Raw genomic sequence first — 17,619 nt, 5'->3', positions numbered from 1 at the left:
CCAATTATCAAGAACTTTATTGATGAATTTATTCTCGATAAGAATCATCTGCTGCCACAGAAAATCTATAAATAATAGTGCGTAAGTCCTATAGAAATTTAATTTTATATCAACCTTAAACATTGAATATAAATGCAATACAATGCTCATAAATACATCGAGATATATCTAATTTTTTATGTCAGCTAATAATTTTAGGAAACACCTTGATCTCAATTTAAGGCAGTTAATACTTTTATTGGCTATTTTTAGTGTGTCTAGCCTTTTTATTATTTCTCTCATTATTAGCTATCAGATCGTAAAAAATCAGTTAATCGACAACTCTCTTGCCTTAAACTCTGACCATGCCCATAAAATTGCATTAAGCACAGACAACCATTTTAGAAATATGCTTCTTGAACTGGACTATAGCGCCAAGATATTAGGGCAAGACTTTAATAACAATGAGCTGAGAGAAGCCGAGGTCAATAAGTTAAAATATCAGTCTGAGCACTATAACAGTGTCGTGATCAGTGATACCCACGGCAGACTAATCAATTTTTCACCGAATATTCTGAATATTGATAGAAGTAAAATACAAAATACTCAAGGGATTACTGACTCTCTTGATAACAAATCCACTTATATATCTTCACCCTATTTTTCTGTGCAAAAAAACATGATCGTGTTTATATCTCAACCTATTTTTGACAAGTCAAATCACTATCAGGGCTTCATAGGTTCAGCGATTTATTTAAAAGAAAAAAATGTGATTAATCAGCTTCTAACCACTTATAAAAATTATAAGAATAGTTATATGTATGTGATTAACAATGAAAATAAAATTATTTTCCATCCGGATCGTAAAAGAATCGGTCAATCGGCCAGCAATAATACTGGTCTGGAATATATGCATGCGCATAAAAATGGTCAAATTCGTTTAATCAACAGCCAGGGCGTTGATAATCTGGCAGGTTTTTCTCATATTCCGACTTCAAACTGGATCGTGGTTTCCCAGCAACCTACCCATGACTTACTTAAACAGGCAAATTCTATCCTCTATAAATTAGCCGCAGGATTCTTTTTATTTTATCTGCTTGTTTTTTATATTGTATGGCGACTGTCTGATTCTATCTCGGCCCCATTGAACCAACTGGCAGATATGGCGAGTCTGCTAAATCAGGCAGAAATCGGTTCAAAAATTAAGAATATCCAGCCTTGGTACTATGAGGTCACAAAATTCAAGTTAGCCCTACTGCTCAGTGTTCGCAAATTTTCACAACAAATGAGCAAGATGGATCATCATATTAATACGGATCCTTTAACCGGCTTGATGAATCGTCGTGGTTTAAATTACGTCATGACTCAAAACATGAAAATGAACATCCCGTTTTCAGTACTTCTGATGGATGTGGATCACTTTAAAAACGTGAATGACAATTATGGTCATGATCAAGGTGATGTTGTCTTAAAGCATATTGCCAAGACGATGCAGCAAAAATTTCGTAAAGATGATATTTGCTGCCGTTATGGCGGTGAAGAATTTATCATTATTATACCGAACAGCAATCTTACTGAAGTTTATGAAAGTGCAGAAAGGTTCAGAAAAGAGATTGCATGTAAAGAAATTCACAACATAGGTTTCATCAGCATTTCGATTGGTATTGCTTCTTGGCCAGACAGTTCTAAAAATATTCTAGACGTTTTGAAAACTGCCGATAACAATCTTTATCGGGCGAAAGATGATGGACGCAACTGTGTGCGTTACTAATTTGATTTTTCAGATTTATAGTTAAATAAATGGTGCGCTCAGCGGGACTCGAACCCACGCCACAGGCTTCGGAGACCTGTACTCTATCCAGTTGAGCTATGAGCGCATCTTTTTTGGATCGCGCACATCATAACAAAAAAAAGCATAAGGTAAAGCAACTATCTCTAACTTCATCATTTTTATGCTTAAGCTTTATACAATGTTCCAAAACAGCAACACAGAATTATATGTGAATCACTTGGCTTATTTTGCGAGATCACTCACAATATCTCAACTTTTCACCATTTGAGATATTCATGACTGATGCACTGATCTTAAGGGATTTGTCAAAGACCTATCACAATGGCTTTCAGGCATTGAAAGGAATTAACTTAAATGTACCAGAAGGTGAATTTTATGCGCTACTGGGTCCTAACGGCGCAGGAAAATCTACCACCATCGGTATTATCAGTTCATTAACAAAAAAAACATCCGGTACAGTCGAAATTTTTGGTCATAATCTGGATACCCACCCCTCTCAGGCCAAACAGTGTCTAGGTGTGGTGCCTCAGGAATTCAACTTTGCCCAGTTTGAAAAAACCTTCGATATTTTGGTGACTCAGGCAGGCTATTACGGCATTCCTAAAAAAATTGCACAGGAACGGGCGGAGCTTTATCTGACCAAACTGGGTTTATGGGAAAAGCGTTCCACTCAGGCCCGCATGTTATCCGGCGGGATGAAACGTCGCCTGATGATTGCGCGCGCCATGATGCACGAACCGAAACTGCTAATTCTGGATGAACCGACGGCTGGTGTTGATATCGAGCTGCGTCGTTCGATGTGGGAATTTTTAAACGAGATGAATGAAAAAGGCACCTCTATCATTCTGACCACGCATTATCTAGAAGAAGCGGAAATGCTGTGTCGCCGCATTGCGATTATCGATCGCGGTGTGATTAAAGAAGACACCACCATGAAAAGCTTCCTAAGTCAGCTCAATGAAGAATCGTTTATTTTTGATCTGGCCGAACCGATTGAACCTTTGCATCTGGATATCATCGGCGTGCGATTTAACCTGATCGATCCGATGACCTTAGAAATTACCATGGACAAGGCACATACCATGAATGATCTGTTCCAGTTACTGGAATCACAGAATATTCAGGTACGCAGTATGCGCAATAAATCCAATCGTCTGGAAGAACTTTTTGTGAAAATGGTCGAGAAAAATCTGGATGGAGCTGCGCAATGAACATTAATCAACTCAGCGTAGCTTTATATACCATTATCTATAAAGAAGTCCGTCGCTTTATGCGCATCTGGCCACAGACCCTGTTGCCACCTGCAATTACCATGAGCCTGTACTTTGTGATTTTTGGTAATCTGGTCGGCTCACGCATTGGAGAAATGGGCGGCTATAGTTATATGGAGTTCATTGTGCCCGGTCTGATTATGATGGCCGTGATCACCAACAGCTATGCCAACGTCTCGTCTAGCTTCTTCAGCTCAAAATTCCAGAAAAGTATTGAAGAACTGATCATGAGTCCGGTACCGATGCATGCCATTTTATGGGGTCATGTATTGGGCGGTGTGATTCGTGGGATACTGGTTGCGATCATTGTCAGTGCAGTGAGCTTATTTTTTGCCGATTTATACATCACCAACTGGTTTGTGACTATATATACAGTCTTGATTACTTCCCTGCTGTTTTCCTTGGGTGGTTTTATCAATGCCGTCTATGCCAAATCTTTCGATGATATCTCGATTATCCCGACTTTTGTGTTAACGCCACTGACCTATTTGGGTGGTGTATTTTATGCTATTTCGAGCTTAAGCCCATTCTGGCAAAATTTATCTTTAATTAATCCTGTCGTGTATATGGTGAATGCTTTCCGCTATGGCATTTTAGGGCATAGCGATGTCAATGTCGCCATTTCACTGACAGTAATTACCTTATGTTGTGCCGTGCTGTATGCAGTGGCCTATCATTTACTCTCCCGTGGTTCAGGAATGCGTGAATAATGAGTGTAGAACAATCTCTCCTTGGTAAAGACACCAATTACCCGACAGAATATCAGCCTGATGTTCTGTTTCCGATTTCGCGCGCGCCTGCCCGTGAACAATACGCACATGTCGAAGCGATTCAGCAAGGTGCAGACTGGTGGCATGTATTTGAAATTTCCTGGTTAAATTCAACCGGTGTGCCGCAAGTGGCTATTGGCCGCATTAGCTTGCCAGCGTCTTCGCCGAATCTGATTGAATCCAAATCCTTAAAACTGTATTTCAATAGCCTGAATTTTGCCAAGTTTGAATCTCAAGATGCCTTTATCACGACGGTCGAAAAAGATTTATCTGCTGCGGCTGAAGCTGAAGTTAAACTGCAATTGTTTCAGGTCGATGAATTAGAGATCAGCAAGCCGGAAGGCATCTGCATTGACGAGCTGACACCTGAGCGCCTAGAAAATCATCCAGATGCCAGTTTATTGGCTTTGGATTCGGATGATGCAGCAGAAGGTGAAATCCAGCTGTATTCACATTTACTCAGAAGTAACTGCCCAGTCACTGGCCAGCCGGACTGGGGAACAGTTTTTATACGTTATCAAGGTAAAAAACCTTGTTATAAGAGTATTTTAGCTTATATTATTTCCTACCGTCAGCATAATGGGTTCCACGAACAATGTGTGGAGCAGATGTTTGCCGATATCTGGCAGCAACTGAAACCGGAAAAGCTGATGGTCTACGCAACCTATACACGCCGTGGTGGATTGGATATCAACCCTTGCCGTGTATCGGATTTAACATGGATGCCTCGCCCTATTCGTTTAGCGCGACAATAAAAAACATTGAGGTTGAACAATGCCATTTTTTGGGTTTATTCCTTCTGCAGAGCTTTTAAATACAATTCAGACTGCACAAAAAAACAAAAATTCAAGTGAGCCGCTTTACCCATTGCGTGATAAAACCGCATTAATGATTAATGATGAAATTATTGATGCGATTCTTACCGAGCTGGTGCGTCGCTTTCCTGCCAGCGATAAACGTGATACTGCGGAAAAACTGGCTGGCTATATCAAGTCGACTGTTGCGGTTTTACTGAAGCAGCTATTGAGTAAAGCGCCGAACGATGTGGTCAGAGAGTCAATTGCATTCTCTGAGCGCAGTCTGTTTAAAGATCCTGAAGGACATTTACGCATTGGTGAATCACTGGATGCCAGTCTGGTGACGAATTTAAAACATCATTACGCAGAACTTAAAGCCGGTCAGACTATTGATAAACAAGCGTTCAGCAACCTGTACAAGCAATTTGGTGAAGCGACAGTACGACATTTTATGGTCGACTTTAATAAAACCCTGGATCTTGGCATGATCAAACGCAAGGCAGCAGATATTGGCGCATCTGCAGTGATCAAGGCCATCAATATGGCAGCAGATAAAATCATTCTGAATTTGAATAAAGATGAGCTGCGCGCCATGGCCGAATATCACGACACTTTGTTCTATACAGAATAGTTCAAGATTTTCTACAAATCTTGAGGAATTAGCCTGACTTCGGTCAGGCTTTTTTATGATCAGTGAAATAGCTTGTTACAGATAAGCGACTCTATAAGACAAACTGCCGTAAAAATAGCCAATCCATCGCTATTTTTGTATAAGCGGCTAGGTCTCTTATTCATCCGAATGTTATCTTTAATCTGGCACTTTAAGCCTCACGATTGAAAAAATTTTATCAATCTTTTTCATGGCATGATTCAAATGACATCGCCAGCAACTCATCAAAAAAACTGGAAATCGTAGCAAGATGTTGAAATCGGATTTTTATAAAAAGTTTAAGCAGCTTTCAATCGCACTTACCGCATTTGGTCTCAGCAGTTTGAGTCTGGCCAACGATTTCCAATATCACCCTTCTTATGCCGCTTTTAAGCAGAATGCCATGCAGAGCTATGGGCTAAGTGCCCAGCAAGTAGATTCTGCCATGAGTGGGACGCGTAACCTGCCCAATATCATCAATATCATGAATCGCCCAGGTGAAAGTAAGCCTTGGTATTCGTATAAGACTAACTTCTTAGCTGAATCTACCATTCAGCGCGGCGTACGTTTTAAACAGCAATATGCAGAAACGCTTAACCGTGCTGAACAGCAGTTTGGTGTACCACAGGCGATCATTCTGGGCATTTTAGGTGTAGAAACCGGTTTTGGTAGCAACAAGGGCTCTTTTGTCACTCGTGATGCCCTAGCAACCTTAGGGTTTGGCTATGAACGTCGTGCCCAGTATTTTCAGGATGAACTGGCTGCTTTAATTGCCTGGTCGTATAGAGATGGGGTTGCCACCTCTTCTGTGGTGGGTTCGTATGCCGGCGCTGTTGGCTATCCGCAGTTTATGCCGAGCAACATTCCAAAATTCGGCGTGGACTACGATGGCAATGGTCATATTGACCTGCGTAACTCAGCGGTAGATGCGATTGGTTCGATTGCCAACTATCTGGCACAGCATGGCTGGCAGCGTAATCAGCCCATTGCCTTTCCGGCACGTTATACCGGTTCAAATCCAGATACCGTGATTGCCAAGGATCTGACTCAACCTACCCCCTATGGTGTGTTAAAAACGCAAGGCATCAGCCCAATGAATCCAATCGTAAAAATTGACGATCTGGATCTGGTTAATGTAATTCAATTACAAGAAAATTATGGCTCGATTTACTACATCACTTATCCAAATTTTCAAGTGATTACCACCTATAATCGCAGCCGTATGTATGCCACTGCTTTGTGGTTATTAGGTACCGAAATTACCAGCCGTTAACACTAAAAATTAATACAAATTATGAAAGTCAACATTTTTATGGATTAATTTGTGCGTATTTTAAGCAATTTTAATATTACGTTACAATATTGATTATTTTTTGATCAATAATTGTTTATTTTGCGTTCTTTTTTTAACTATTTTAATTAAACACTAGACAGGGTATTGCCGACATGAATATTATCCATTTCGTTAAATGTAGTTGCATAAGTTAAATATCAGGCATGTTTACATGGTTTTTCAGCCATTTATGAACAACCAATAGATATGCTGTTAGGAGTTGATTCGATGCATTCTTCAATTTTGAAGTCTTTTATGGCCATTGCCACGATCGTCACGCTGACGCAATCGCAGGCAGATATGGTTCCGTCATCTTCATTCACCAATGAAAATGATAATTCGCGTCTTGCAACGCGAGTACTCAATAAAGAAGCTCAAAGCTTCAATTCAAATTTCACAAATTTGAACAGCCTTTCAATCACTGAGCGTTCTGGCGATAAAGTTCGCCGTGAAACCATTGCAGCGAAAATTGAACTTCCTGCAGAAGAGCCTTCAGTGATTGAAAAACTGAATACAGTGGCTTCTAATACTGTACGTAAATTCAGTCAGACAGGTACAGCGTCTTGGTATGGTCGTCAATTCCACGGCCGTAAAACCGCAAGCGGTGAAACCTTTGACATGAACGCAATGACAGCTGCTCATCGTAGCCTGCCATTGAACTGCTATATTCGCGTAACCAACCGTAATAATGGCAAGAGCGTCGTGGTTAAAGTAAATGACCGCGGTCCTTTCCATGGTAACCGTGTTGTTGATTTATCTTACGGTGCTGCGAAACAGTTGGGTATTACCAGTGCAGGTACTGCAAAAGTCAGTATTGAACGTGTCGCTGGTCCAAATTCTTAAGATTTGACCTGCAACACATTTAACAAAAGCCACAGCAATGTGGCTTTTTTATTGTGCTCATTTTCTAGAAGAATATAAACGCTCCTGCTCAGCCCTATCTTAAAGTTCTTTCAAGAAAATTTTGGTAGGCTCATCCTGCCTGATAAAATTCGCTCGCTTGCATGATTAACTTTTGACCATATCCGGATTCTGCTTTATATTTCCAGATAAGCAAAAACATGTTCATGGAATGGAGCGAAGAATGAAAACAATATCTGAATGGTTTGATGAATATAGCGACAGCCATCAAAATAAAACCAACAAGCTGATTCACTGGGTTTGCGTACCGACCATCTATTTTTCGATTATTGGCATTCTGGCGCATTTCAGCGCTTTGCTGACTACCCTGCTACTGGTTTTGGCTTTTATCTTCTATGCACGCCTAGATCTTGTTTTGGCAGTAGCGATGGCTACGTTGACTTTGGTCATGGCCTGGCTCATCTGGATTCTGCCAGTCGGTACCGGTTTCTTTATTGCCCTGTTTGCCTTGGCCTGGATTGGCCAATTTTATGGGCACAAAGTGGAAGGTAAAAAGCCTTCATTCTTCAAAGACCTCCAATTCCTCCTCATTGGCCCAATTTGGTGCATGGATGCCTATTTAGGTAAAATCCTACCGAACTGGAAATCACGCCATAACAGCGCAATTATGAGCATTTAAACGCTATATTCGATTTATCCAATCAGAAGAACCTTATTGATAGGTTCTTCCTTGATGTTTTAACCAGCCAGCGACATGTTTTCGTGCAGGGTCATGATGCGTCCAGTGAATCACCCCACCGTTGTCACTGTATTCATATTCTCCATAAAACTCGACCTGATCCTGTTTTTGAATATTCTGAATACGCGGTGCCAGATCGATATTATGTGCAACCAGTATAGTTTGGCCATTTGGTAACTCGAGGATAAACTTTTGATGACGCGATCCTTCATGATCATCTGGTAAAACAGCAACCACCTGCCCGCTTGAACGAACCTGTAGATCACTCTGGCGATGTTGAAACGCCCGTGCAATTCGATCCAGATCATCAGTCTTTTGAGACGGTACTAAGTTAGGCTCTGAATCAAGCGTTTCAATTGTAGTATCAGATGCGGATGGAATAAGTGGTTGGGATTGTTGTAGATCCAGGCCCAGATAAGCAGCAATCAACAGTGCAATGACTGCACCGATGCTCAGATTGGTTTTATTTGGCATTTTTATAACTTTTTTATTAAATGATGAATACATGATCTGAGCTCTATCACCAAACCCAAATCCTATTCTTGAATTGCTGATGAAGAATAAATCAACATAAAAAAGCCCCATCAATCAGATAGGGCTTTTTCTAATTCCCAAGGAATTATTTTGCAGCAGCTTGAGCAGCAGCAACTTCTTCAGCGAAGCTCATTTCTGCTTTTTTCTCAATGCCTTCACCAACTTCGAAACGAACGAAGTTTGCAACTGTAGTACCAGTTGCTTTAAGAACGTCTGCAACTTTCTTGTCGTTGTCGATTACGTACATTTGACGCTCAAGCACAACTTCATTCAAGTATTTCTCAACAGAACCTACAACCATCTTCTCAACGATATTTGCTGGCTTGCCAGATTCAAGTGCTTTCGCTTCAGCAATTTCTTTCTCTTTCGCGATAAGCTCAGCAGAAACGCCTTCAGCATTTACAGCAACTGGGTTGAACGCAGCAACGTGCATTGCCAAGCCTTTACCTGTAGCTTCATCACCCGTGTAAGAAACAACAACACCGATTTTAAGACCGTGTTTGTAAACTGCAAGGTTTTCGCCTTCAACAATTTTCGCACGACGTACTTGGATGTTTTCACCGATCTTTTGAACAAGAGCGATACGCGCTTCTTCAACAGTTGCACCATCTTCTAGTTTCAATTCAGCGATTTGAGCAGGATCAGTTACGTTTGCAGCAAGTGCAGCAGCAGCAACTTTCGCAGAGAAACCAGCAAAGTTTTCGTCTTTTGCAACGAAGTCAGTTTGACAGTTAACTTCTAGAAGAAGTGCTTTGTTGCCGTCTTGAGCAATTGTGATTGCGCCGTCAGCAGCAATGTTACCTGCTTTTTTAGCAGCTTTAGCTTGACCAGATTTACGTAGGTTGTCGATCGCTAGTTCAACGTCGCCGCCCGCTTCTGTCAAAGCTTTTTTACATTCCATCATTGCAAGACCAGTACGATCGCGCAATTCTTTAACCATGCTTGCTGTAACTGCAGTCATGTTTATCTCCTAAATTCGGTAGAAAATGAATTCTTTTTAGAACAGAAACGGCCCAGAGGAGTTCTCATGGGCCGCCTGCATACATAACGCTTACTTTGCCACCATCACATGTCGCAAAAATGACAAGCTAGCGTCAAACGCATTAAGCCTCAGAAGCTGGAGCTTCTTCTGCTTTAGCTTGTGCATTTGCTTGTGATTGAGCATATTCTTTACCAGCAAGAATCGCATCAGCCATAGCAGAAGCATAAAGTGTTACTGCACGGATCGCATCATCGTTACCCGGGATAACGTAGTCTACGTTGTCTGGGTTAGAGTTTGTATCAACGATACCGATTACAGGAATACCAAGGTTCTTCGCTTCTTTGATTGCAATCGCTTCGTGATCAACGTCGATTACGAATAATGCGTCAGGTAAACCACCCATGTTTTTAACGCCGCCTAAGCCACGCTCAAGTTTTTCCATCTCACGAGTACGCTCTAGAGCTTCACGTTTAGTCAGCTTAGCGAAAGTACCGTCTTGAGATTGAGTTTGAAGGTCTTTTAAACGGTTGATAGATTGGCGAAGTGTTTTCCAGTTCGTCAACATACCACCTAACCAGCGGTGATCTACATATGGTTGACCAGCGCGTTGAGCTTGTTCACGGATGATCGCAGAAGCTGCACGTTTAGTACCAACGAACAAAACTTTGTTCTTTTTGCTAGCCAAGTTGTTAGCAAAGTTCAAAGCATCATTTAACGCAGGAACAGTGTGCTCAAGGTTGATGATGTGAATTTTGTTACGCGCACCAAAGATGTAATCACGCATCTTTGGATTCCAGAAACGAGTTTGGTGACCAAAGTGCGCGCCAGCTTGAAGAAGGTCGCGCATGCTTACGTTGTAATCTGCCATTTTCTTTACCTTAAAGTTTGGGTTAGGCCTCCATATACCCGCATTCTCCACCCTAAAGGGCACCCAGAGTAATGTGTCGATATATGTGCGGATTTTTTTTGCCTCATCGCACAAAGCCCGTGAAATTTATTCACGAAAAAGCATTTGATAAAATGGGCGGCTATTTATACCATAGTCACACACAAATTTCCAAAAGTTTTTAGAGATCATGAACAACACTTATCAAGCTCCACGTCGACTCATCAAAACCCCTGACGAAATTGAAAAAATGCGTGTGGCAGGGCGACTGGCGGCAGAAGTTTTGGATATGATCAAACCGCATATTGTTCCAGGTGTCACCACTCTGGAACTTGATACGATTTGTCATGACTATATTGTCAATCAACAACAGGCAATTCCTGCATGCTTAGGCTATGGCGCTGCACCGGGTCGACCTGCCTTCCAACATACTATTTGTACTTCTGTAAACCATGTGGTGTGTCACGGCATTCCATCAGACAGTAAAAAATTGAAAAAAGGCGACATCCTGAACATTGATGTGACCGTGATTAAAGATGGCTACCATGGTGACACCAACATGATGTATATCGTGGGTGGTGAAACTTCAATTCTTGCCAACCGTCTATGTAAGGTAGCGCAAGAAGCCATGTACCGGGGTATTGAAACTGTAAAACCGGGTTCAACTATTGGCGATATTGGTCATGCCATTCAGCAGTATGTTGAATCTGAGCGTTTTGGCGTGGTACGTGAATATTGTGGTCACGGTATTGGTACGACTTTCCATGACGAACCGCAAGTGCTGCATTATGGTCAACCAGATACTGGCATGGTGCTTGAAGAAGGCATGACCTTTACCATTGAGCCAATGGTCAATGGCGGCGACTGGAAAACCAAATTACTCGGTGATAAATGGACAGTGGTCACCAAAGATCACTCATTGTCGGCACAATATGAACATACAATTCTGGTGACTAAAACCGGCGCGGAAATTTTAACAGCACGCCCGGACGAAGATTTGTCACGCTTTAGTGCGTAACCACAACATCAACAACACAAAATGGTCACTTTAAAGTGGCCATTTTTATTTTATATTTCATGCATCAATATGCATGACCGAGATGTAACAAGTCTCTCCTCGCCTGCTCCCAGCGCATCGAAATTCAAGATAAAGTTCGGTCAATACACCATTTTTTCCTTAAAGTTTTCCAAATTCTTTTGCCCTATCTGCACCATTTTAGGCTAAGATAATGTGCTTTTTATTTTTTAATCCCTATAAGAAGGAATACTGCCGTGGACGTACGTCTCTCTGATCGTGTGAATGCCATCAAACCGTCCCCTACGCTTGCTGTGACCAACAAAGCTGCTGAATTAAAAGCTGCAGGTCACAACGTGATTGGTTTGGGCGCAGGTGAACCAGATTTTGATACCCCTCAACACATCAAAGATGCAGCAATTGCAGCGATTAACAACGGTTTCACCAAATACACCGCTGTTGACGGTACGCCAGGTCTTAAAAAAGCCATTATTGCTAAATTCAAACGCGACAATAACCTAGACTATGCAGCAAACCAGATTCTGGTTTCTTGTGGTGGTAAGCAATCATTCTTTAACTTGGCACTTGCTTTGTTAAACAAAGGTGATGAAGTGATTATTCCTGCACCTTTCTGGGTAAGCTACCCGGACATGGTGATCATCGCTGAAGGCGTACCAGTTATTGTGAAATGTGGTGAAGAACAACGTTTCAAAATCACCCCTGAACAATTAGAAGCTGCAATCACGGACAAAACACGTCTAGTGGTATTGAACAGCCCATCTAACCCTACAGGTATGATCTACACTAAAGCTGAGCTTGAAGCGCTGGCTGGCGTACTTCGTAAATACCCAGAAGTATTTATCGCATCTGACGACATGTATGAACCAATCCGTTGGGATGACGAGTTCTACAACATCGCAACTGTTGCTCCAGACCTTTATGACCGCACGATTGTGTTAAACGGTGTGTCTAAAGCTTATGCAATGACTGGCTGGCGTATCGGCTACGCAGCGGGCCCTGCTAAACTGATTGGTGCAATGAAAAAGATCCAGTCTCAATCAACTTCTAACCCAACTTCTATTTCGCAAGTTGCTGCTGAAGCTGCATTGAATGGTCCTCAAGACGTTCTTGAACCAATGATTGAAGCATTCAAACGTCGTCATGACCTAGTTGTGAAAGGCTTGAATGATATTCACGGTATTTCTTGCTTGCCTGCTGATGGCGCATTCTATGCATATGCCAACATCAAACCGTTGATTCGTGCCAAAGGTCTTAAATCTTGCACAGAATTCTCTGCATGGTTACTGGAAGAGACTGGCGTTGCAGTGGTTCCTGGCGATGCATTCGGTCTTGGCGGTTTTATGCGTATCTCTTACGCTACTGCTGACGAAGTACTGGTAGATGCCCTTGCTCGTATCAAGAAAGCTGCTGATTCTATCGAAGGCGTTGATGCTGCGATTGCTTCAATCGAAGCTGAAAAAGCTGCAAAATAATCTAGCTTCCTAGATAAAAAAACCCGCGAATTTCGCGGGTTTTTTTATGTTCTTCAACATGTATTAAACAGTGAGTCGTATTCGCTTATAGCTCAAGTATTTAATGAGCAAACAAACAAAACATAGACTTGCTGCAATCGTGTACGCAATACTCAACATCCACCAAAAACCATGAATCCCCAATGCATTGCTTTGCCAATTGAACAGTGTCATTGGATGATACGTCACATACCAACCACCACCTAAGCCCACGACCAGCACGGTACTGATAAAAATAAACATCGGTCTGACAATTTCTCGCCAGCAACGTAGCATTGCCAAACTAATCACCAGTAGCGCATCAAAGATATGCATCCAACACATTAACAGGATCAATGCCAAGGCTAATGCAATCACCTGCGCATCATTGCTAAATAACCCCACAATCCAACTATCTAAGCCCCAAATAGTCAACACGACAACGATAGCTATTAGCATCACAGCCATCAGTGCCCGCTTACTGAGTTGCCATGCAGCATCAATCTGCTCCGCACCAATTTGAGTCGACACCAAAATACCGAAGGCGGATGCCATCGACATCGGCAACATAAACATCAGGCCCAATAAACCAAGCATCACCTGATGTGCATTCACTACAATGTCACCCAAAGGCAAGATCAGCAAAGCAATCGCGCTGATGGCAAATACATCCACAAAAGTCACCACCGCATTGGGCAATCCAATTTTTAAAATTTTCAACAAAGTCTGCCAGTGAAAGAAAACACCAGACCACTGGATCTTTAACTTCTGCTCAAGGAAGAAAAAATAGTAAACAAACAACAGTACCCACTGCACAATTAAATGTGCCATGAATGCACCTTCAACCCCATAGCTTGTAACATAACCCTCAATGCCATAAATCAAGACATAAGCCAAAGCCACTTTGAGCAGTAAATAGATCATATTGGCGTAAAACACACGCTTAGCCTGCCCACAGGCTTGGGTGAAAATATATAAAATACGCAACAATAAATGCGCTGGAATCGTCCAAGCCAACAGCCACAGACATGGCACAATCAATGCCTGTAAGGCCGCATCTGCCTTTAAAAAATAAAGTAAAGGAGTCGCATGATTAAACAAGTACATCGCAACAGCAGAAATCACCAGTACAATCAAAATACTTTGCTTCACGATACGTTGTATATCCGCATAATCCTGACGTCCATTGGCTTCTGCCAGCTCTTGCATCATGCCCTGTAACACCCCAATACCCGTCACAAAGCACAAAGAATAAACAGACAAACAGACTGCCAATGCAGCCACATGCTGAGGTGAAAAATGTGATAGAAAAATCACGTCGAACAAACTACTGAGCATAATAATGGCATTACTGAGAAAAATAGGCACCCAAAGATGCAGAAACTGTTTCATCACCCTATCACTCGATTTTTTAATTCTTTTATAAGATTCGTTTTTTTTGGCAGATTATTTAGATCTGAGATATTTCATTAGAAATGTATACCAGTATCGTGCCATAAATTATTCTATTTCTTATTTTTTATAAAAATGATTTTACTCAGGTGCAGGCAATGCACTTCTTACAAAATAATCCGCCATTCCTATACCAGATTGCTATTATCGATGTCACAATTTTGAATTAAACCTCAATAACTCAAGAATAATGAAAGGAAAAGTACAATGAACCCAAAAGAAATGAGCGGTTTAGCATTACTGGAAGCGATGCGTGATGAAAAAATCCCGGCCCCAAGTATTAGCGAAACCATGTCGATGCAACCAGCAGTGATTGAAAGCGGACATGTAGAATTTAAGGTCAAAGCTGATCATCGACATTTAAATCCGCTTGGCGGCGTCCATGGTGGTTTTGCTGCAACCGTTTTGGATACCGTGACAGGCTGCGCGATTCATACTTTACTTGAAGCAGGTGTCGGTTATGGCACCATTGATCTGAATGTAAAGATGTGCCGCCCTATACCTCAGAATCAGCCACTGAAAGCCGTAGGAAAATCAATTAATCTCAGTAAAAATTTAGGTATTTCTGAAGGTCAGATTCTGGATGAAGAAGGTCGCCTGTATGCTCATGCCACTGCGACCTGTATGATTATTCGGACTGAATGAAATTGCTAGCCTGCACAACTCATCAGGTAATTCATTTAAATAATACTGCTTTTCGCCTGCCCCGCTTCAACAAATGACAAGCGTGGTCGAGTTAAGCCTTGAAACTCAAAATAATGCTTGGAAACATTGGCTAATTCCACATCTTGTGTTTGTGTTATTGAGGCTTGCCACGCTTTAGACTGATTGGTTCCCGTCAAAAGATTCCCAGAAATGGCATAGATATAAAGATCTTTGTCTCGCTCTTTCAGATAGTCTGCATTCAGGAAAACTTCAAAGTTAAATTGACGTTCAGTTTCTACCAACCATTTTTCTGCAAACCATAATTGCAGCAAATCACCTAAATAAAGTGATTTTTGCGCCAAGGGCCATAGCGTGATATGAGCGTCTTTAACCGGGATATAATACTGTGCAGGATCAGCAATAATTTGCAGATAGTTTTCTTGATAATAAGCCAGTTGAGAGAAAATTTGAGGGATGCTGAGCGTATTCATTCGCTGTCTCCGGTTTAGCCATTTTTGTGCTGGCAAGTAGGTTTAAATCCACACTGTTTGACCATTTGGTCAAACGACTTTATGGTTTTAATCTAGCAAGTGAAATTTATTCTGACAAGTATTTTTCGTGAAATTTATGCAATTGCCTAAATTAAAAACAGACAGGCTGTATTTATAATAAATATGATAATTTTTACTTGACCCCTGTCAAAATCTCTCTATAATCGCTTTCAGATTCTCCAATAGCTCAGTCGGTAGAGCGACGGACTGTTAATCCGCAGGTCCCTGGTTCGAGCCCAGGTTGGAGAGCCAAATTCAAGAAAGCCCACTCATAATGAAGTGGGCTTTTTTATTACTTAAAATTTGACGGCTTGTTATTTTCAAATATTTAAAATAAATAATTATTTTCAATCCCTCATAAAACTCGATATATAAATACCCCTCTTTTAAAATTTCGAGATATAAAAAATCCCCCATAGATGGAGGATTTTTAAGCTGTCACCGAGATTAAGCCGCTTGAGCCGGCACACCGCTATGAAAACGGAAAGTTTCATCAGGCGCGAGAATTAGCTGTTTTTCAACTTCACGAATATGCAAGATTCGCTCCTGAATATCCTCTTTCGGATTTTTCAGTTTCGCCGTGGTTGCCACATCCATCGCCAAAGCCAGATAGTCTTCAAAATGGCGAGATTCGGACTTGAGCAGATAACGGTAGTAACGTGCTAACTCATCATCAACACGCGAAGCAAGTGCGTAGAAACGCTCACAGGAACGTGCTTCCACAAAGGCACCAATCACCAAGACATCAATCAAGGCTTCAGGTTCAAAAGTCCGGATTTCTTTGCGTAAACCACCAGCATAACGCCCTGCACTCAAGTTCTGCCAAGCCTGACCGCGCTTGTTCATCAATTCAAGTACTTGCTCATAATGCAGCATTTCTTCACGTACCAGCTGCGCAAGCTTCACCTGTAGATCAACAAAATAACTATAGCGGAACATCAGGTTCATGGCAGTGCTAGCTGCTTTTTTTTCACAGTTGGCATGATCTTGCATTAAGATTTCAAGATTTTCGACCGCCATATCTAGCCATGCTTGCGGTGTTTCACAACCGAGGAAAGCAATCACTGGCTGCATCAGTTCATCATAATTAATATTCGACATAATTACTCTAATCTTAACGCGCTGACTTAATCACGGCTTTCATTTGCTGAACCGCTTGTGCCAGACCGACAAATACCGCATCCGCAATTAAAGAATGACCAATATTGAGCTCATGAATCTGCGGAATCGCGGCGATTGGCGTTACATTATCCAGATTTAAACCATGACCTGCATTCACCACCAGACCTTTAGATACAGCATATTCAGCACCTTTGATAATACGTTCAAGTTCCGCCTGTTGCGCTTCTGGAGTTTCTGCATCGGCATAGGCGCCTGTGTGAATCTCAATCGTCGGTGCACCACAAGCAACTGCTGCATCAATTTGTGCAAAATCAGCATCAATAAATAAAGATACATCACAACCAATGGCTGCCAGCTCTTGAGTCGCGGCTTTTACAGCATCAAAATTACCCACGACATCCAGACCACCTTCAGTGGTCACTTCCTGACGTTTTTCAGGAACAAAACAAACATGCTGTGGCTTGATTTCCTTGGCAAAGGCGATCATTTCATCTGTTGCCGCCAACTCAAGGTTCATACGGGTTTTTAACGCAGGACGCATACGACGCACATCGTCATCCTGAATGTGACGACGGTCTTCACGCAAGTGCAAGGTAATGCCTTCTGCCCCTGCCTGTTCGCAGATCAATGCAGCATTGACTGGGTCTGGGTACGTCGTACCACGTGCTTGTCTTAATGTTGCGACATGGTCAATATTGACACCAAGTAATGCAGCCATAATCTTTTCCTA

Annotated in this window: 18 protein-coding genes and 2 tRNA genes; 12 read left to right on the top strand and 8 right to left on the bottom strand. The window is 41.8% G+C overall.

Features of this window, described 5'->3' with window-relative positions; translation table 11 throughout:
- Positions 1–178 precede the first annotated feature (178 nt).
- Positions 179–1,750 (top strand): sensor domain-containing diguanylate cyclase, encoded by a 1,572-nt coding sequence (locus tag NI469_RS11620; RefSeq protein ID WP_253175219.1) that lies wholly within the window; start codon positions 179–181, stop codon positions 1,748–1,750.
- 30 nt (positions 1,751–1,780) lie between these two features.
- Here the strand turns inward: NI469_RS11620 and NI469_RS11615 are convergent.
- Positions 1,781–1,856: transfer RNA gene (locus NI469_RS11615), tRNA-Arg, on the bottom strand.
- A gap of 190 nt (positions 1,857–2,046) precedes the next feature.
- Between NI469_RS11615 and NI469_RS11610 the strand changes: the two genes are divergently transcribed.
- From NI469_RS11610 to NI469_RS11580, 7 genes are all read left to right on the top strand, one after another.
- A complete protein-coding gene (locus tag NI469_RS11610) occupies positions 2,047–2,982 on the top strand; it encodes an ABC transporter ATP-binding protein (protein ID WP_005103790.1) in 936 nt (311 codons plus the stop codon).
- Entirely contained in the window at positions 2,979–3,752 is a 774-nt protein-coding gene (locus tag NI469_RS11605; RefSeq protein WP_004279041.1) for an ABC transporter permease, read from the top strand. Before NI469_RS11610 ends, NI469_RS11605 begins: the two co-directional genes overlap by 4 nt.
- Positions 3,752–4,567, top strand: a complete 816-nt coding sequence (queF, locus tag NI469_RS11600) for an NADPH-dependent 7-cyano-7-deazaguanine reductase QueF (protein WP_004279042.1) — start codon at positions 3,752–3,754, stop codon at positions 4,565–4,567. Before NI469_RS11605 ends, queF begins: the two co-directional genes overlap by 1 nt.
- A 19-nt stretch (positions 4,568–4,586) precedes the next feature.
- Positions 4,587–5,240, top strand: coding sequence for a hypothetical protein (locus NI469_RS11595; RefSeq protein ID WP_004279043.1), 654 nt, complete (start codon positions 4,587–4,589; stop codon positions 5,238–5,240).
- 289 nt (positions 5,241–5,529) lie between these two features.
- Positions 5,530–6,531: a lytic murein transglycosylase B gene (gene mltB, locus NI469_RS11590; protein ID WP_004731648.1), complete on the top strand. Its 1,002-nt coding sequence runs from the start codon at positions 5,530–5,532 to the stop codon at positions 6,529–6,531.
- Positions 6,532–6,819: 288 nt separating this feature from the next.
- Complete coding sequence (locus tag NI469_RS11585; RefSeq protein WP_004279046.1) at positions 6,820–7,434, top strand: septal ring lytic transglycosylase RlpA family protein; 615 nt, start codon at positions 6,820–6,822, stop codon at positions 7,432–7,434.
- Between the two features lie 241 nt (positions 7,435–7,675).
- A complete protein-coding gene (locus NI469_RS11580; RefSeq protein ID WP_004731650.1) occupies positions 7,676–8,131 on the top strand; it encodes an Mpo1 family 2-hydroxy fatty acid dioxygenase in 456 nt (151 codons plus the stop codon).
- 33 nt (positions 8,132–8,164) lie between these two features.
- On the opposite strand, the gene NI469_RS11575 is transcribed toward NI469_RS11580, so the two are convergent.
- From NI469_RS11575 to rpsB, 3 genes are all read right to left on the bottom strand, one after another.
- Entirely contained in the window at positions 8,165–8,665 is a 501-nt protein-coding gene (locus NI469_RS11575; protein ID WP_004279048.1) for a DUF3465 domain-containing protein, read from the bottom strand.
- Positions 8,666–8,810: 145 nt separating this feature from the next.
- Positions 8,811–9,686, bottom strand: coding sequence for a translation elongation factor Ts (tsf, locus tag NI469_RS11570; protein WP_004279049.1), 876 nt, complete (start codon positions 9,684–9,686; stop codon positions 8,811–8,813).
- 142 nt (positions 9,687–9,828) lie between these two features.
- On the bottom strand, positions 9,829–10,575 hold the full coding sequence (gene rpsB / locus NI469_RS11565; RefSeq protein ID WP_004279050.1) for a 30S ribosomal protein S2: 747 nt from the start codon (positions 10,573–10,575) through the stop codon (positions 9,829–9,831).
- Between the two features lie 208 nt (positions 10,576–10,783).
- Between rpsB and map the strand changes: the two genes are divergently transcribed.
- Together map and NI469_RS11555 are read left to right on the top strand one after the other, a co-directional pair.
- Positions 10,784–11,611 carry a type I methionyl aminopeptidase gene (map, locus tag NI469_RS11560; protein ID WP_004279051.1) on the top strand — a complete coding sequence of 276 codons (828 nt, stop codon included), beginning with the start codon at positions 10,784–10,786 and terminating at the stop codon, positions 11,609–11,611.
- A gap of 254 nt (positions 11,612–11,865) precedes the next feature.
- Positions 11,866–13,101: a pyridoxal phosphate-dependent aminotransferase gene (locus NI469_RS11555; RefSeq protein ID WP_004279052.1), complete on the top strand. Its 1,236-nt coding sequence runs from the start codon at positions 11,866–11,868 to the stop codon at positions 13,099–13,101.
- 63 nt (positions 13,102–13,164) lie between these two features.
- Here NI469_RS11555 and NI469_RS11550 read toward each other — a convergent pair whose 3' ends face one another.
- Complete coding sequence (locus NI469_RS11550) at positions 13,165–14,511, bottom strand: MATE family efflux transporter (protein ID WP_004279053.1); 1,347 nt, start codon at positions 14,509–14,511, stop codon at positions 13,165–13,167.
- A gap of 267 nt (positions 14,512–14,778) precedes the next feature.
- On the opposite strand from NI469_RS11550, the gene NI469_RS11545 reads away from it, so the two are divergent.
- Positions 14,779–15,216 (top strand): PaaI family thioesterase, encoded by a 438-nt coding sequence (locus NI469_RS11545; RefSeq protein WP_004279054.1) that lies wholly within the window; start codon positions 14,779–14,781, stop codon positions 15,214–15,216.
- Positions 15,217–15,251: 35 nt separating this feature from the next.
- Here the strand turns inward: NI469_RS11545 and NI469_RS11540 are convergent, their stop codons facing one another.
- Positions 15,252–15,707 carry a hypothetical protein gene (locus tag NI469_RS11540; protein ID WP_004731657.1) on the bottom strand — a complete coding sequence of 152 codons (456 nt, stop codon included), beginning with the start codon at positions 15,705–15,707 and terminating at the stop codon, positions 15,252–15,254.
- A gap of 236 nt (positions 15,708–15,943) precedes the next feature.
- Here NI469_RS11540 and NI469_RS11535 point away from each other — a divergent pair.
- A tRNA-Asn gene (locus NI469_RS11535) sits at positions 15,944–16,019 on the top strand.
- Positions 16,020–16,214: 195 nt separating this feature from the next.
- On the opposite strand, the gene NI469_RS11530 is transcribed toward NI469_RS11535, so the two are convergent.
- Positions 16,215–16,868 carry a MiaE family protein gene (locus tag NI469_RS11530; protein WP_004279057.1) on the bottom strand — a complete coding sequence of 218 codons (654 nt, stop codon included), beginning with the start codon at positions 16,866–16,868 and terminating at the stop codon, positions 16,215–16,217.
- 13 nt (positions 16,869–16,881) lie between these two features.
- Positions 16,882–17,607: a pyridoxine 5'-phosphate synthase gene (gene pdxJ / locus NI469_RS11525; RefSeq protein WP_253175217.1), complete on the bottom strand. Its 726-nt coding sequence runs from the start codon at positions 17,605–17,607 to the stop codon at positions 16,882–16,884.
- Positions 17,608–17,619: the final 12 nt, after the last annotated feature.

The sequence above is a fragment of the Acinetobacter lwoffii genome (assembly GCF_024129735.1).
Lineage (GTDB): Bacteria > Pseudomonadota > Gammaproteobacteria > Pseudomonadales > Moraxellaceae > Acinetobacter > Acinetobacter lwoffii_H.
Note: the sequence above shows the minus strand (reverse complement) of the source record. Positions and strands in the feature narration are given on the sequence as shown.

Excerpts from the sequence above, each read along its gene's own strand:
- NI469_RS11620 (WP_253175219.1), top strand. The coding sequence starts at position 179 with ATGTCAGCTAATAATTTTAGGAAACACCTTGATCTCAATTTAAGGCAG.
- NI469_RS11610 (WP_005103790.1), top strand. The coding sequence starts at position 2,047 with ATGACTGATGCACTGATCTTAAGGGATTTGTCAAAGACCTATCACAAT.
- NI469_RS11605 (WP_004279041.1), top strand. The coding sequence starts at position 2,979 with ATGAACATTAATCAACTCAGCGTAGCTTTATATACCATTATCTATAAA.
- queF (WP_004279042.1), top strand. The coding sequence starts at position 3,752 with ATGAGTGTAGAACAATCTCTCCTTGGTAAAGACACCAATTACCCGACA.
- NI469_RS11595 (WP_004279043.1), top strand. The coding sequence starts at position 4,587 with ATGCCATTTTTTGGGTTTATTCCTTCTGCAGAGCTTTTAAATACAATT.
- mltB (WP_004731648.1), top strand. The coding sequence starts at position 5,530 with ATGTTGAAATCGGATTTTTATAAAAAGTTTAAGCAGCTTTCAATCGCA.
- NI469_RS11585 (WP_004279046.1), top strand. The coding sequence starts at position 6,820 with ATGCATTCTTCAATTTTGAAGTCTTTTATGGCCATTGCCACGATCGTC.
- NI469_RS11580 (WP_004731650.1), top strand. The coding sequence starts at position 7,676 with ATGAAAACAATATCTGAATGGTTTGATGAATATAGCGACAGCCATCAA.
- NI469_RS11575 (WP_004279048.1), bottom strand. The coding sequence starts at position 8,665 with ATGCCAAATAAAACCAATCTGAGCATCGGTGCAGTCATTGCACTGTTG.
- tsf (WP_004279049.1), bottom strand. The coding sequence starts at position 9,686 with ATGACTGCAGTTACAGCAAGCATGGTTAAAGAATTGCGCGATCGTACT.
- rpsB (WP_004279050.1), bottom strand. The coding sequence starts at position 10,575 with ATGGCAGATTACAACGTAAGCATGCGCGACCTTCTTCAAGCTGGCGCG.
- map (WP_004279051.1), top strand. The coding sequence starts at position 10,784 with ATGAACAACACTTATCAAGCTCCACGTCGACTCATCAAAACCCCTGAC.
- NI469_RS11550 (WP_004279053.1), bottom strand. The coding sequence starts at position 14,511 with ATGAAACAGTTTCTGCATCTTTGGGTGCCTATTTTTCTCAGTAATGCC.
- NI469_RS11545 (WP_004279054.1), top strand. The coding sequence starts at position 14,779 with ATGAACCCAAAAGAAATGAGCGGTTTAGCATTACTGGAAGCGATGCGT.
- NI469_RS11540 (WP_004731657.1), bottom strand. The coding sequence starts at position 15,707 with ATGAATACGCTCAGCATCCCTCAAATTTTCTCTCAACTGGCTTATTAT.
- NI469_RS11530 (WP_004279057.1), bottom strand. The coding sequence starts at position 16,868 with ATGTCGAATATTAATTATGATGAACTGATGCAGCCAGTGATTGCTTTC.
- pdxJ (WP_253175217.1), bottom strand. The coding sequence starts at position 17,607 with ATGGCTGCATTACTTGGTGTCAATATTGACCATGTCGCAACATTAAGA.